Raw genomic sequence first — 14,101 nt, 5'->3', positions numbered from 1 at the left:
GGTTTTCATAATGTCGCCCTCTGGCTGGTTTATCGTCCTGGTCGCGCTGCTCGGCGCGAACCTGCCGTTCGTCAACCAGCGGTTGCTGGCGATACTGCCGGTACCTGGCGCCGCGCCGGGCGCACGTAAAAGCGCCTGGTGGCGGATCGCCGAGTTGATCGCGCTTTACTGTGTCACGGGACTGCTTGGCTTCGCGCTCGAGGCGCGGGCTGGCAATCGCTTCGAGCAAGGCTGGCAGTTTTACGCGATCACGTTCAGCCTGTTCGTCGTGCTTGCGTTTCCCGGCTTCGTTTACCAGTATCTCGTCAAGCGGCGCGCCGCGTGAATCGGCGACTGCACAAAAAGGCGCGACATGACACGCATTCCGAAAGATGACGCTCATCTGGTCGAGACCCGTCTCGACGGCCAGACCCTATATAACGGTCATTTCCTGACGCTCAAGCGCGATATCGTACGGTTGCCGGACGGCAAGACGGCCACGCGCGAGTTTGTTGAGCATCCCGGTGCGGTGATGGTATTGCCGCTGTTCGATGACGGCCGCGTGCTGATGGAGCGCCAGTATCGTTACCCGCTTGGCCGTGTGATGGTTGAGTTTCCGGCCGGCAAGCTCGATCCGCAGGAAGGGGCGCTCGCGTGCGCTCAACGCGAGTTGCGCGAGGAAACCGGCTATCGCGCGAACGAGTTCATCTACTTGACCCGCATCCACCCGGTCATTTCGTATTCGACCGAGTTTATCGACCTGTACTTGGCGCGTGGGCTGACTGAAGGTGAGCGTGCGCTGGACGACGGTGAGTTTTTGGAAACGATTGTCGTCGAACCGGCCATATTGCACGAGTGGATTCGGCGCGGGGACATTAGCGATGTCAAGACGATCATTGGTGCGTTTTGGCTTGAGAAAATTTTGTCTGGTGTTTGGCCGGAAAATACCGCGCAGGTAGTCTGATGCCGGCGTGGCGGATCAAAGCGCCGCTGAGTTGGCCACGGAAGCACTGCCGCAGGGGGCTTGGGGTAGCATCGCCAGCGGCGCGGGAATTGATTGGAATCGTCAGGCCGCGCCCCTTTTAAAAGCCGCGTTGAGTACGGTGTTAAGACAAGCCGATCCAAGCGCTGCGCGCGCAGCGTATCGCGCCCCATTGGATAAGGTTGAATTGAGCTGCCAGCCCGTTGAGGGCCCCGACACAGACGTCTCCACGACTGTCCAGCATTTGCGGGTGACGCTCTCGGGCGTGGTGACGGTAGACGACAATATTTGCATCCGCGAGATCCTACAGCGCTGGGCATCAAGCACGACGCTTGCCGGCTACGCACTGGTCGTCGATGAAGCGGACACGCAGCTGCACTTGCTCCCGACGCCCTACCACTATATGCGCACGGACTTGAAGCGATCTCGTGCACGGCAAATCGGTATTGTGTCAGATTCGAACCGATGATATACAGCTGTTATTTGATGTATTGCTACGTCAACCTAGCGCAAAATCATTGCATTGACGAGGTGGATGATGGGAAAGAAGGCTTACAAGGTCCAGTCCGACCAACAGAGAAAGGCAGGGCGAGCGCAGGTTGTACCCGACCAAGATTCATCTGTCAGGCTGGTCAGCTGGCTGGATATCGATTCAGAGAGGCCATTCAAGGGAGTGGAAGCCATTTCGAGACGCTTGTACAATGGATCGCAAGAGATTCATACCACCAATCTTGAGATAGGCCACGATAAAAGTATTCCCAAAGACAAAAAAGAAGCCGTCTCGGAAGCCACACAGGAGCAAATGACCTATGGCTTATTGAATTTCTTGCACAAAATGCCCTATCTTAATCGCCCACCCAATTTTATCGGGCCGTCCGAGCAATCAAACAATGGCATTGAAACCATTTTGGTGCATGGCACGTTCAACGCCACTGCCGCCGAAGTAGGGTGGACCAGCCCGAATGGGAAATACGCCGATATTGTCCGGGAAAGATTTGGCGGGAAAGTGAGTGCTTTACAATGGAGTGGAAAAAATCATCGACTTGCCCGTATTGAGGCGGCGCAAACCCTTGCGAAAAAAATCGATGAAAACACACGGGCCGGTATCATCACGAATGTCATTGCCCATAGCCATGGTGGCAATGTCGCTTTTGAAGCGATTAAGCTGACACAAGGTAATATTGAGCAACTGGTCACCTTAGGCACACCCATCCGAGGTGATCATTTGCCGACGACAAAGAAGCTTAGAGAAACGGTAGAACATTATATTCATATTTCGGGTGGCAAAGATACCATTGCCCCCAAAGGTGGCCTAGATTTTGTCACGCCATTTAAAGACAATTTTTTCCAAAAAATGGGATTAAATAAGGCTAAGATAAGAAATCCGTTGGCCAATACCGAGCTTCATGTGGCGGACGCCACCCATAGCGAACTCCATTCGAAAGCCGTTTTAGGGCTGCTCACCGCGATAACCCAAGCGACACGGTTGTAAGGCTGGCCAGTGGACAGCGCAGGACGTGGCGCCTGAACCTTCTGCGCTTCGCTGGAATTTTCATTAGTTTTGGACAGGCGGCCGATCATTGCACCGCCCACAAGACCGCCCCCACTTAACTGCTGCTTTTCTCAATTTGGCTGCCCACATGCCACCTTCCGCGTTTATTGACCTCGCCTACTGACCGACTCGTACGCTTTTAGGTAGACCTCTTTATACTTGACGCTGCGCCACACGCGTTCAACGAACACGTTATCACGCCAGCTTCCTTTGCCGCCCATCGACAGTCCGAGGTCTCGGCCCAACACAGCATCGGTGAACGCGTTCGCCGTGAACTGGCTTTGCGCGGCCACCTCTCATTTCATGCTCAGGCCATTTCTACTGCCAATGTAGAGGAGGTTTCACGAAATAAATCTTCCTCTTTGGGGCGAATAAGCTGTTGGACCGTTCCATCCGCAGCGGGCAAATTCGCGCCGCGGATCAGCACAACAGGCGATCCTTCATCGGCTTGTCCCATTAGGAAAGAAGCTGCTGCGGCGAGTTCATCGGCCACTGCCACCTGGGTTGTGCGCAAGAGCTGCCCAAACAGATCCGGCTTCCCAATATAATTTTTAAGTGGGGAAAAGCCCGCTACGCCGATGGCGCATCCTGCCGTGCCATGGCGCCACACCCTGCCAAAACTATCGTTGATGATGATGTGGATATCGACGCCGCACAAGCGATGAAACTGCTTTTTTAATTCGCGTGCGCTGTGATCCGAGTCTTTCGGAAGCAGAAGCACACTGTCTTCATCACCTACATTGGAATGATCGATACCGGCATTTGCCATCACGCATCCGAGGCGGTGAGCGGTGATCAGTACACCGTCCTGCCTGTGTGCAACGATTTCTGCCGACTCAGAAAGGATAAGTTCAACGAGCCGCGGATCCTTATCGACTTTCTGCGCCAAATCGATCGCTTGCTTGCCCGGCGTGACAGAGGATAGCGCAACCCATCTTCCTTCAGATTTTGAAACAATCTTTTGTGCAAGCACTAACACGTCGCCATTTTGTAAAACGATATCGTTTTTGTGGATCGCCTCCGTAATAATCTGGCCAAGATCATCCCCTGTTTGTATTAGGGGAATGCCACCGATGGCGGACACAGTCATGCTTCTTGCTGTTCTTGTAGCGTGGCTCATCCTCTTAGCTCCGCACCTTTCCTTGAGTGGTAAAAAGATTCTCAGAAAAAATGGGCACAGTCAATAACAAGTGCACAGTCAATAACAAGTGACTAGACAATTTGCTTGCTACTATGTAAACATATTGTAAACATGTCATTGAACTATGGCAATGCAGTGCTTGTACACAAGCTAGCGACACTCACGAAGGAAGCAAACGTACCCATTCGTTGTGCAATAGGTGCCTAAGCTAGGTAATTGTTTCGATTGCTTTGAGCTCGACACAGCTAACCTGATTTTTCGGGAAGTGAAACAATATGAGATGCAATGGGATGTCTCCTGTTTCTGTCGCCCAGCGCAATACCGGAATCTGGGCGGTGGTGCCGTTGAAAGCGCCTGAGTGCGCCAAAACTCGGTTGGCTGGCGTTTTGAGTCATGCTGCGCGCCAAGCGCTGTTTTTTTCCATGGCCAGTCATGTCATTGGCACGTTGCGCGCATCGCCTCGGATTGCTTCCCTATTGGTGGTGACGCCGTCAGAAAGTACGGCGGAAATGGCCCAGGCGGCCGGTGCCGAGATCTTATGGGGACCACCGGATGAAGGTATGGCGAATGCTTGTTCGCGAGCGATGGCCCATATTGCGGCGGCAGGTGGAGAGCGTGTGATGTTTGTCCCCGGTGATTTGCCGCTGCTTGACGTGGCAGCCATCGACAGGTTGAGCCGTGCTCCGGTCGATGCGATTGGCATGGCGCCGAACCGGGACGGTCAGGGCACGAATGGACTGATTTGCCGACCTGGCGCTATTCCATTGTTTTTCAGCGGGCCCAGCTTTTCCGCTCATCAAAACGCCGCTCGGCGCGCCGGAATGGATGTTTGGATTGTCCGTTCAAGAGCGTGGGCGTTGGATGTTGATTTGCCTGCCGACCTTGAGGAATTCGAGTCTTCTATCAAAGACGTCAAGAGGAGAGTGCTATGTCAAACCTAGTAAGCAATCCTATTTATAGAATGATTCAAGAAATCGAACGCTCCGCTAAGGGCAACCAGCCAAGGCTAGATGACAAAGCTTTGGCGTATGAGCTTGAAGCGGTGCAAGATTGGCGTGAGTTGGCGGGGCTGGCATCGGCATGGCGAGACGTCGGATGGGGCAACGTCATCACTTATTCGCGCAAGGTCTTTATTCCGCTCACTCATCTTTGTCGAGATGTCTGCCACTACTGTACGTTTGCCAAAGCGCCACGAGTCATTGGCCAAGCATTTCTTACCGTGGACCAAGCGCTGGACATTGCACGGGCGGGTGCTGCAGTAGGCTGTCGTGAGGCTTTGTTTACGCTCGGTGATCGACCCGAAGTGCGTTATGCCGCTGCACGCGAAGCGCTGCAGCAACTGGGTCATGCTACGACAGCCAGCTATGTCGCTGAGGTCGCGCAACGTGTACGAGCTGAAACTGGGCTGCTGCCTCACTTTAACATGGGCGTGCTAAGTGCTGCGGAATACCAGATGCTGCGGCCCCATGCCCCTTCCTTCGGGGTGATGCTAGAGACGGCTTCTGAACGTCTTTCCGAGCGTGGTGGGCCGCATTACGGCTCTCCCGATAAACACCCGGCAGCACGGATTGAAACGCTTCGCCTGGCTGGCGAAGCGCATATACCGATCACCTCGGGCATATTGATTGGTATCGGGGAGACACGCCGTGAGCGGCTTGAATCGCTCTTTGCGCTGCGGGATTTGCATGATCGCTATGGCCATCTGCAGGAAGTCATTATTCAGAATTTTCGCGCGAAACCCGGCACCAAAATGGTCAACGCGCCTGAGCCGTCAATGGACGAATTGTGTTGGACAACCGCCGTCGCCCGGTTGGTTCTGGGTTCCGCAATGAGCATTCAGGTGCCGCCTAATCTTTTCGACGGTGACCTGACCGATTTGATTCGCGCGGGAATCAATGATTGGGGCGGTGTATCGCCAGTCACGCCTGACCACGTTAATCCAGAGGCGCCGTGGCCGCAAATTGACCGCTTAAGTGAGGTCACAGATAGGGGTGGGAAGACGTTGACCGAGCGGATAACCGTCTATCCTGCCTATATCGAGGAACGTGATCGTTGGATCGACCCGGACTTGCATGCTGATGTGCTGCGTCATTCAGATTGCAGTGGATTGGCAACAAGCGATCTATGGAAAGCAGGCTCCAAGACGATCGGGGATATCGGTTGCCTGACAGTGACTACCACGGCTTCACACGTTGACCGTGTTTGTCCGCAGACGATTGATATCGTCGATAAATGCGTGGCGGGTGATCGCCTCGAAGAAGCCGAACTTGTGCATTTGTTCAACGCACGCGGTCATGATTTTACGCACGTGACACAGACGGCGGATCGTTTGCGCAGGCAGACAAACGGCGACACGATCACTTATGTTGTCAATCGGAACATCAACTACACAAACGTCTGCCAATACCATTGCAATTTTTGCGCTTTTTCGCGCGGGCCGATACAAGAGGCCTTGCGTGAGAAGCCCTATATCGTTGACCTCGACGAAATCCGTCGCCGCGTTAAAGAAGCGTGGGATCGCGGCGCCACGGAGGTCTGCTTGCAAGGGGGCATTCATCCTGACTATACGGGACGCACTTACCTTGATATCTGCGAAGCGGCTAAAACAGAATGCCCAGACATGCACATTCACGCTTTCTCGCCCCTTGAAGTGTTGCATGGCGCAACTAGCTTGGGGAAATCAATCAGCGCTTTTTTGTCTGATTTGAAAAGTGCTGGGTTAAGTACTTTGCCTGGGACCGCAGCCGAGATCCTGGACGACGAAGTGCGCCAACAAATCTGTCCGGACAAGCTGAATACGCAAGAATGGTTGACCGTCGTGCGATCGGCACACGAGTTGGGATTGCGAACCACTTGCACGATCATGTTCGGCCATGTCGAATCGTATAAGCACTGGGCACGACATATCCTCCGGCTTGCAGAGCTGCAACGCGATACAGGCGGACTGACTGAGTTTGTTCCATTGCCCTTTGTCCATGAGGAAGCGCCATTATTCAAAAAGAAAGGCGCGCGTCAGGGGCCGACTTTACGAGAAGCCGTGTTGATGCATGCAGTCGGGCGTCTGGCGTTCCATGGCTTGATTGACAATATTCAAACGTCTTGGGTGAAAATGGGTGAGCAGGGTGCCCAGCTTTGCTTGCAGGCGGGGGCCAACGATTTGGGCGGTACCTTAATGAATGAGTCGATCAGCCGCGCAGCCGGTGCAGCTCACGGGCAGGAAATGCCACCTGCCGCCATGGAAGCACTGGCCGCTAGACTCGGGCGCAGTGCGATGCAGCGCACCCCTCTTTATCGTGGCGTCAATCCTGAGCGGCAGCAGGCTTCGTATGCGGCTCCTGCGCTGGTACCTGTGCGGTTCAATAAGGCCGGACGCTTAGTGCGTGGGCACGGCCATCAGGTCTTAAGTGAAGTGAAACAATGATTAGACCTGTATAGGTAAATTCATGGTGTGGCTTGCGTGCTGGTGTCCTCAAATCGGTATTGTGGTGGGGCTCATGCATTGCTTCACACCATGGATTTACCAAGATGCTCAACCGTCTATATCAAACTAGACAGACGCTATCCGGCCTGACAGGGTCAAAATGGTGATCTGTTTGAGTCAAAAATGTTGGGTCTTTAAGCAGAAAGGTAATGGCAAAGTATGTTGCGTTGTGCGGCGGGGTGGGGGGCGCTAAGCTAGCCTATGGTCTAGCGCATGTGCTGTCTGCTGACGAGTTGACGATCGTTGTGAACACGGGTGACGATTTTGAGCATCTTGGCTTGCTCATCTGTCCAGATCTAGACACGGTTGTCTATACGCTGGCCGATGTGGCGGATACAAAAAAAGGGTGGGGGCGTGCAAACGAGAGCTGGTCTTCGCAAGAAGCGCTAACTCATTTAGGCGGACCGGTTTGGTTCCAGCTGGGTGACAAAGACCTCGCGCTGCACCTCTATCGGCGCAGTTTGCTTGACGGTGGTGCCAGTTTGTGTGATTTAACCGCGACCATTGCGAAAGCATTCGGTGTCAAGCATTCGATCGTCCCGATGTCTAACGATTCGGTCAGAACCATCGTCGAGACAGACGAAGGCGATTTGCCTTTCCAGACGTATTTTGTTAAACGGCGATGTGAGCCACGCGTGTCGGGGTTTCGCTTTGAAGGGGCTTCGTCGGCACGATTATCGCCGTCATTTGACGCAGCGTTGAGTACGCCTGACCTGGCTGGCGTGATCTTATGTCCTTCAAATCCTTTTGTCAGCATTGGACCGATTCTGGCACTACCAGGTGTGCGTGACAGGCTGCGTGCCTGCAATGTGCCTGTTTTAGCTGTTGCACCACTTGTCGGCGGCGAAGCAGTCAAAGGCCCATTGACCAAGATGATGCATGAACTGGGCATGGATGCTTCGGTTAACGCGATTGCTTCGCTTTATGCCGATTTTCTTGATCTTTTGGTCATTGATCCGTCGGATGAATGCGATCATGACCTCCTGCGCGCGGACGGGGTGGCAGTCAATAAAGTCAAGACGCTCATGAAAACACCTGATGAGCGTATCGCACTTGCACGACACGTTCTGGCGTGCCTTGAACATCGCCGAAGCAATCGACAGGCAAGCCACGCTGCACAGTACAGCGCCGCTTGAATCCAATTGACCATGATTTTTTATAAGGTGGATTAATTATTATACAGAAATAAAATAATGATCAATGGCATGCGATACGGCAAGCGCTTGCTGAACTACTTACAAAGAATGCACTATCCATTACGCCTGCGCCGCTTTTGGGCTTTTGTTTCTCCGCTGTCATCTTCAAATCGGTGCGGTGATTGGCAAACAATCGCTGCACTATTTCCTTATTTGATGGTTTATAAAGGGCGTGTCGCATTTGCGCTCGTCTGTCTGGTTGGTTCAAAACTCGCTAATCTAGGCGTGCCAGTGGTAATGAAAGCGATTGTCGACCAATTATCGGAAATTGACCGGTTGGCAACGCAGCAGTCGTCATTTTCTTTGTTTCACGGTGTTAGTTTTCTTATTGTCGCTTATGCGGTCGTGCGCTTATCAAGCTCACTTTTTGCTGAACTGCGTGAAATTATCTTTGGGAAAGTAGCTTACAGCGCGGCACGACAAGTGGCACTCGCAGTATTTCGACATTTGCACACGCTGTCGTTGGGATTTCACCTTGAGCGGCAAACGGGGGGGCTATCACGCGATATCGAGCGAGGAACGCGTGGCGTCAAGACGCTTGTTTCATATTCGCTCTACAATATTCTGCCAATATGCGTTGAAGTCATGTTGGTACTCATTTTTTTTGCTGTTCGCTACGATATTTATTATACGATTATTACATTATCCGTGCTTGTGGCTTACATCACGTTTACCGTGATGGTGACGGAATGGCGTACGAGTTTAAGGAAGGAGATGAATGCGCTTGATTCGCGCTCCAATACGGTAATGGTCGATTCGCTTATTAATTATGAGACAGTCAAGTGCTTCGGTAACGAGCAACACGAGGTACAGCGCTATGATGAAGGCATGATGCTTTATCATAATGCGGCGATTCGATCGCAAAAGTCGCTCTCTTTCATGAATTTTGGTCAGCAGTCGATTATTGCAATCTGCATGATCGCCGTTTTATGGCGCGCGACGCAACAGGTCGTAGATAAGCAGTTGACGTTGGGCGACTTTGTGTTAATTAATACGTTTATGTTGCAGATATATATTCCACTGAGTTTTTTGGGAAATATGTATCGAACTTTGAAGCAAAGTCTGACCGATATGGAGCAGATGTTTTCGCTGCTAAAGCTCAAAAGTGAAGTTGACGATCTCGAAGTTTCAGCTCCGCTCGCTGTGCAAAGCGCTGAAGTATGCTTTGAGCATGTCAATTTTTCATATGAAACGCAACGGCAAATTTTGCGAGATGTAAGCTTTACGATTGCAGCGGGTACGACGACCGCAATTGTCGGACATAGCGGCTCAGGTAAGTCAACACTCGCACGACTGTTGCTTCGATTTTATGATGTGGATCATGGCGCTGGGCGTATTATGATCGATGGCCAAGACATTCGGACTGTGACGCAAGATTCGCTGCGCACGGCCATTGGTATTGTGCCGCAAGATACGGTGCTTTTCCGCGACACGATCTATTACAATATTGCGTACGGTCGGTTGTCTGCGTCGCCAGAAGAAGTGGTGGCGGCTGCGCGCGCCGCCCATATTCATGCTTTTATTGAAAGCTTGCCCGCTGGCTACAACACCATAGTGGGTGAGCGTGGTTTGAAATTATCTGGCGGCGAAAAGCAGCGCATCGCCATCGCTCGCACATTGCTAAAGAAGCCACCTATTCTAATTTTTGATGAAGCGACCTCAGCACTCGATTCACGCGCCGAGCGCGCGATTCAGCATGAGTTAAAAAAGCTTGCGCGTCATCGTACAACGCTGATCATTGCACATCGTCTGTCGACAATTACGCATGCGCAACAGATTCTTGTCATGGAGCAAGGCCGTATCGTGGAACGGGGCACCCATAAAGCATTGCTGAATGCAGGCGGCCTATATGCTAAAATGTGGGCATTGCAACATAAGCAGCCTGAATAAAAGTGCGTAGATAAAAGCGATGGCTTTGATCGGCGCTCACTACACTATATCCACCGCTTTACGTGGTGAGCGCCGAGCTAATTACAATGACAACGGGCACTGAAGCTCATTCTCGTCGAAATAATGCCCGAAACGATTACGCTTAGCCCAGATATAACGCTCGTTTTCTTCGCGTAATGCAATCGCGAGGTCAACGCGCTCACATACCGGAATGCCATGGCGCTGCAGTGCCTTAAATTTATCCGGATTGTTGCTCATCAGCCGTACCGACAGGATGCCGAGTTGGCGCACGATACTCGCCGCGCAGTCATACTCGCGCGCGTCGTCCGGCAAACCCAGGTCGCGATTGGCATCGACCGTGTCACGTCCTTGCTCTTGGAGTCCGTAGGCAAGAATTTTGTTGCACAGGCCAATGCCGCGTCCTTCATGGCCCCGCAAATACAATAGCGCGCCGGCGCCCTCGGATGCGATAGAGCGTAGTGCCGCGTCCAATTGTTCGCCACAATCGCAACGCAGTGATCCTAATACATCACCGGTGAGGCACTCGGAGTGCAGTCGTGTCAGCACGGATTCACGCTGGCAAACGTCGCCCATTACCAGCGCGAGATACTCATTGTTATCATTTTTTGAACGAAATGCATGGGCAACAAAATTTCCGTAACGAGTCGGCATCGTTGCTTTGCCGACATGCGTTACGCATTCGCTGCTTCTATCATGGCATTGTAGTAGCATCGGATCACCCTCGGGAGGCTGAAGTGGTACTGCTGCAATACATAAATTTTGCTATATCCGACAAAACTTGATCTTTATCCAGCATGGCTCACTTAACAAGATGCCAGATAAGCCTTCTTGCTTAAAGGTCGCTATGTAATGTCGGATGCCCTAACAGGGCAGCGCGCAATGTTGTTTTTAGGCTATGTCGTTGAGTAGGATTGCATACTTGTATGAAAATGGCAATAGAAAATTGCATAGGGTATGGCCAGTTGCGCAGGCCTGTACGATACGGGCGGCAAGTGATGGATGCGCGCGTTTCATTGTAAATCATAAAGCATTATTTGACGGCAGATTGCCGTAATTGTTGCTCTATTGTTTTTGTTGCTCTGTGGTTTCGTCCGGCGCGGTAACGCGTCGGCAGATTCAACCAGTCGTTGCAACACTTTCGAATGAGCGGTGTTATATGGGCCGATCCCAAGGTTGGGCTTCGGAGTCCACGGGATGGCCAATGATGTCTTCGCCTGGCAGATCAGGTATCAATCAGTGGGAGACGAAGCAAGCGTTCTGCAGATGGATTGCCGAAGGAATGGGAGGGGACGTCGCGGCGTTGGCGAGCGGCATGTCACAGCCGTTGGGGCCGCGATGGTTTCACAAAACCGGTTGCATGCCGCCGACCAAGTTGTCGCCACGCTCGGGTCGCTATCTGTCATTCTCAGAGCATGCAGCGACGCGTGATTGTACGCTGGTGTATCGGGCACAGTCGCGCAGCGGAAGCCGGGCGAGCGGCCAAACGCCCGAAGGCCACGAAGCTTGCCAAGGACGAACGACTACGAACATACGTGTAGATCTGATGGGCAGCAGCGGTCGCTGATTCGCAACGCAGGCCGGTTCCGGGGCCAACGTACCATGGAAGGGGCGGCGGCGATGGCGCCCTCTGGCTCGTTAATCGACCTGTATTGGGAGCGTGCTCTGCCTGAAGGGAAGCGTACGTTGAACGACGGTGAGTTTGTGGGATTGATCGCCGTCGAACCGGCCATATTGTACGAGTGGGTCCGGTGCGGCGAGGTTAGCGACGTAAAGGCGATCCTCGGCGCGTTCTGGCTGGAGCAGATTTTGTTTGACGTGGCCGGAGCTTATCGTGCCGTGCAGTCGATCTGGCACTGCGCAGCCGGCGTGGACCCGCCGCAACGAGCGGCGTGGTGGGCGGCGGGCGGGGAAGACTCGTCACGCGCAAACGCGCTAGAATGATCGGTCACGGTCCGAGCAATGTCGAGCGATCGTGCACAAATTGCGCTAAATTGGATCGTACGTTGTCATGGGCATGAAAGTTCTCGATTTAACCTGCGAGCACGCGCACCGGTTCGAAGGCTGGTTCCAGTCGGCCGAGGACTTCGAGTCGCAACTAGAGCGGCACCTTGTCGAGTGTCCGATATGCGGTTCGAGGGCGGTGCATCGCGTGCCATCGGCGCCCCGATTGAATCTGTCGGGTGCGACCGCGCCGGCGCCACGCAATGATGCGCCGGGCGCTGACGGGCAGCCGCTGAATGTGAGCGAGCTGCAGGCGCGGTGGCTGCGGATGATGCGGCAGGTGATCGAACACACGGAAGACGTCGGTGAGCAGTTCGCAGAGGAAGCGCGGCGGATCCACTATGACGAGGCGCCGGCTCGCGGCATCCGCGGGGTTACGACGTCCGACGACGCGCGGGCCCTATTGGACGAAGGCATCGACGTGACGCCGCTGCCGTTGCCAGCATTGTTGAAAGAGCCGCTCCAATGAGCTGTGCGGCGCTTCGGCGGCGCGCATCCGCGCGCAGCGAGGAGACGAGCGCATGCCGTCATCGGCGCCCACGGGCAGATGATCGATGCGGTGTGGCACGGCAGCGTAGCAGCCATGCGACGCGGGTTGTCGTGTTCGGCGAGCCGTTTTGAGCGGCCGGCACGCGCCGGGCCGTGGCCTGCTGACCCGGCCTTTTCAGCGCTGCGCGTATTGCGTGGCGCCGAATAGGACTTCGCGCGACTTGTCGTCGGTCAGCGCCTTGCGCGCGGATACCAACACTTCGACGCCCCGCTGCACCGCAGGCCGCGCATGGATGCGTTGCTGCCATGCGTTTACGTTCGGGAAGCTGTCGAGATCGATTCCCTGGTTCTTCCACGAGCGCGTCCACGGGAACGCCGCGATATCCGCGATCGTGTAGTCATCACCGGCCAAATAGAGATGCTTGCCGAGCTGTTTCTCCATCACGCCATACAGCCGCCGCGCTTCGTTTGTGTAGCGATTGATCGCATATTCGATCTGCTCCGGCGCGTAGATCCGGAAGTGGTGCGCTTGTCCGAGCATCGGGCCGAGTCCCCCCATCTGAAACATGAGCCACTGCAATGTCGCATAACGTTGGACCGGATCGGCAGGCAGGAACTTCCCGGTCTTCTCCGCGAGGTAGATCAGGATCGCACCCGATTCGAATAGCGCGATCGGCTTGCCGCCGGGACCATCGTGATCGACGATCGCCGGGATCTTGTTATTCGGGCTGATCGCCAGGAACTCGGGTTTGAACTGGTCGCCTGCGCCGATGTCGACCGCATGGACGGTGTAGGGCAGCGCCAGTTCCTCGAGCATGATATGGATCTTGTGGCCGTTCGGCGTGGCCCAGCTGTAAACATCGATCATGTCCGCTGATCGAGGCGCTTCCCCTGTGCACGGAACCGGCCCGCGCGCGCTTTCGGCGCCCCTTCCTGTAGAAAGTTGAATGTTTGCATGACCCGGCAGCGCATCGAGCGCTGTCGGCTGCAAGGTGCACGCCATTTAAGCATAGAACTGGCTAGACTGCAGCGTTACGGGCCAGGCTCACCCGTGGGACGCACCGCCCCCGTCTTTCCGATACGACGCGAGCTCTAGCGGTACGATGGACTTTATCCGGTCCGTTGGCCAGCCGCGGCGGTACGTATCGACGTGTACGCGTAGGCTAGCAGGAAGTCGTCGCGGATGCCTGCTGCGCCATGGGCCTGGATAGCCCAGTCAATCACTTGGCCGGCGACGTTGGCGCCACGACGTTGATCACGTCATCTCACTGCGAGCTCGCTTGTTGCTAACAGTGTCCATGCGGTAGGGGGTCTTCAATATTAGCCGCCGAGCCCCCTCGATCCCGCCGCGCGCTGCGCCGTGGCGGTG

At 54.3% G+C, this 14,101-nt stretch carries 13 protein-coding genes and 2 pseudogenes; 10 read left to right on the top strand and 5 right to left on the bottom strand.

Annotated elements, in window-relative coordinates; all coding sequences use genetic code 11:
* Positions 1-10: 10 nt before the first annotated feature.
* The 4 genes from KQH60_RS11065 (at position 11) to KQH60_RS11050 (ending at position 2,453) form a co-directional block, all read left to right on the top strand.
* Entirely contained in the window at positions 11-325 is a 315-nt protein-coding gene (locus KQH60_RS11065) for a DUF2818 family protein (protein WP_237576496.1), read from the top strand.
* Positions 326-352: 27 nt separating this feature from the next.
* A complete protein-coding gene (locus KQH60_RS11060) occupies positions 353-943 on the top strand; it encodes an NUDIX domain-containing protein (RefSeq protein ID WP_237576495.1) in 591 nt (196 codons plus the stop codon).
* Positions 944-950: 7 nt separating this feature from the next.
* A complete protein-coding gene (locus KQH60_RS11055) occupies positions 951-1,430 on the top strand; it encodes a hypothetical protein (protein ID WP_237576494.1) in 480 nt (159 codons plus the stop codon).
* Positions 1,431-1,499: 69 nt separating this feature from the next.
* A complete protein-coding gene (locus tag KQH60_RS11050; RefSeq protein ID WP_237576493.1) occupies positions 1,500-2,453 on the top strand; it encodes a triacylglycerol lipase in 954 nt (317 codons plus the stop codon).
* Positions 2,454-2,632: 179 nt separating this feature from the next.
* Here the strand turns inward: KQH60_RS11050 and KQH60_RS11045 are convergent.
* Together KQH60_RS11045 and cofE are read right to left on the bottom strand one after the other, a co-directional pair.
* Positions 2,633-2,794: pseudogene (locus KQH60_RS11045) on the bottom strand (IS3 family transposase); the annotation flags it as partial.
* A 26-nt stretch (positions 2,795-2,820) separates the two neighbouring features.
* Positions 2,821-3,603, bottom strand: a complete 783-nt coding sequence (gene cofE / locus KQH60_RS11040; RefSeq protein ID WP_237576492.1) for a coenzyme F420-0:L-glutamate ligase — start codon at positions 3,601-3,603, stop codon at positions 2,821-2,823.
* Between the two features lie 341 nt (positions 3,604-3,944).
* On the opposite strand from cofE, the gene cofC reads away from it, so the two are divergent.
* The 4 genes from cofC (at position 3,945) to KQH60_RS11020 (ending at position 10,221) form a co-directional block, all read left to right on the top strand.
* Positions 3,945-4,595, top strand: a complete 651-nt coding sequence (gene cofC / locus KQH60_RS11035; protein WP_237576491.1) for a 2-phospho-L-lactate guanylyltransferase — start codon at positions 3,945-3,947, stop codon at positions 4,593-4,595.
* Positions 4,583-7,075: a 5-amino-6-(D-ribitylamino)uracil--L-tyrosine 4-hydroxyphenyl transferase CofH gene (gene cofH, locus KQH60_RS11030; RefSeq protein WP_237576490.1), complete on the top strand. Its 2,493-nt coding sequence runs from the start codon at positions 4,583-4,585 to the stop codon at positions 7,073-7,075. The genes cofC and cofH overlap by 13 nt, the downstream gene beginning before the upstream one ends.
* Positions 7,076-7,284: 209 nt before the next feature.
* Complete coding sequence (cofD, locus tag KQH60_RS11025) at positions 7,285-8,271, top strand: 2-phospho-L-lactate transferase (protein WP_237576489.1); 987 nt, start codon at positions 7,285-7,287, stop codon at positions 8,269-8,271.
* A 108-nt stretch (positions 8,272-8,379) separates the two neighbouring features.
* Positions 8,380-10,221 (top strand): ABC transporter ATP-binding protein/permease, encoded by a 1,842-nt coding sequence (locus KQH60_RS11020; RefSeq protein WP_237576760.1) that lies wholly within the window; start codon positions 8,380-8,382, stop codon positions 10,219-10,221.
* An 81-nt stretch (positions 10,222-10,302) separates the two neighbouring features.
* Here KQH60_RS11020 and ribA read toward each other — a convergent pair whose 3' ends face one another.
* Positions 10,303-10,953, bottom strand: a complete 651-nt coding sequence (gene ribA / locus KQH60_RS11015; RefSeq protein WP_237576487.1) for a GTP cyclohydrolase II — start codon at positions 10,951-10,953, stop codon at positions 10,303-10,305.
* A 906-nt stretch (positions 10,954-11,859) separates the two neighbouring features.
* On the opposite strand from ribA, the gene KQH60_RS11010 reads away from it, so the two are divergent.
* Both KQH60_RS11010 and KQH60_RS11005 read left to right on the top strand, forming a co-directional pair.
* Positions 11,860-12,183 (top strand): hypothetical protein, encoded by a 324-nt coding sequence (locus KQH60_RS11010; protein ID WP_237576486.1) that lies wholly within the window; start codon positions 11,860-11,862, stop codon positions 12,181-12,183.
* Positions 12,184-12,256: 73 nt separating this feature from the next.
* The gene (locus KQH60_RS11005; RefSeq protein WP_237576759.1) at positions 12,257-12,712 is read left to right on the top strand and encodes a DUF1178 family protein; all 456 of its coding nucleotides are present in this window, start codon (positions 12,257-12,259) and stop codon (positions 12,710-12,712) included.
* 195 nt (positions 12,713-12,907) lie between these two features.
* Here KQH60_RS11005 and KQH60_RS11000 read toward each other — a convergent pair whose 3' ends face one another.
* Together KQH60_RS11000 and KQH60_RS10995 are read right to left on the bottom strand one after the other, a co-directional pair.
* Entirely contained in the window at positions 12,908-13,600 is a 693-nt protein-coding gene (locus tag KQH60_RS11000) for a glutathione binding-like protein (protein ID WP_237576485.1), read from the bottom strand.
* A 151-nt stretch (positions 13,601-13,751) separates the two neighbouring features.
* A pseudogene (locus KQH60_RS10995) lies at positions 13,752-14,086 on the bottom strand (acyl-CoA dehydrogenase family protein); the annotation flags it as partial.
* Positions 14,087-14,101: the final 15 nt, after the last annotated feature.

This window comes from Mycetohabitans sp. B8 (assembly GCF_021991875.1).
Lineage (GTDB): Bacteria > Pseudomonadota > Gammaproteobacteria > Burkholderiales > Burkholderiaceae > Mycetohabitans.
Note: the sequence above shows the minus strand (reverse complement) of the source record. Positions and strands in the feature narration are given on the sequence as shown.

Excerpts from the sequence above, each read along its gene's own strand:
- KQH60_RS11010 (WP_237576486.1), top strand. The coding sequence starts at position 11,860 with ATGGCGCCCTCTGGCTCGTTAATCGACCTGTATTGGGAGCGTGCTCTG.
- cofD (WP_237576489.1), top strand. The coding sequence starts at position 7,285 with ATGGCAAAGTATGTTGCGTTGTGCGGCGGGGTGGGGGGCGCTAAGCTA.
- KQH60_RS11065 (WP_237576496.1), top strand. The coding sequence starts at position 11 with ATGTCGCCCTCTGGCTGGTTTATCGTCCTGGTCGCGCTGCTCGGCGCG.
- KQH60_RS11060 (WP_237576495.1), top strand. The coding sequence starts at position 353 with ATGACACGCATTCCGAAAGATGACGCTCATCTGGTCGAGACCCGTCTC.
- ribA (WP_237576487.1), bottom strand. The coding sequence starts at position 10,953 with ATGCTACTACAATGCCATGATAGAAGCAGCGAATGCGTAACGCATGTC.
- KQH60_RS11020 (WP_237576760.1), top strand. The coding sequence starts at position 8,380 with ATGCACTATCCATTACGCCTGCGCCGCTTTTGGGCTTTTGTTTCTCCG.
- KQH60_RS11050 (WP_237576493.1), top strand. The coding sequence starts at position 1,500 with ATGGGAAAGAAGGCTTACAAGGTCCAGTCCGACCAACAGAGAAAGGCA.
- KQH60_RS11000 (WP_237576485.1), bottom strand. The coding sequence starts at position 13,600 with ATGATCGATGTTTACAGCTGGGCCACGCCGAACGGCCACAAGATCCAT.
- KQH60_RS11005 (WP_237576759.1), top strand. The coding sequence starts at position 12,257 with ATGAAAGTTCTCGATTTAACCTGCGAGCACGCGCACCGGTTCGAAGGC.
- cofE (WP_237576492.1), bottom strand. The coding sequence starts at position 3,603 with ATGACTGTGTCCGCCATCGGTGGCATTCCCCTAATACAAACAGGGGAT.
- cofH (WP_237576490.1), top strand. The coding sequence starts at position 4,583 with ATGTCAAACCTAGTAAGCAATCCTATTTATAGAATGATTCAAGAAATC.
- cofC (WP_237576491.1), top strand. The coding sequence starts at position 3,945 with ATGTCTCCTGTTTCTGTCGCCCAGCGCAATACCGGAATCTGGGCGGTG.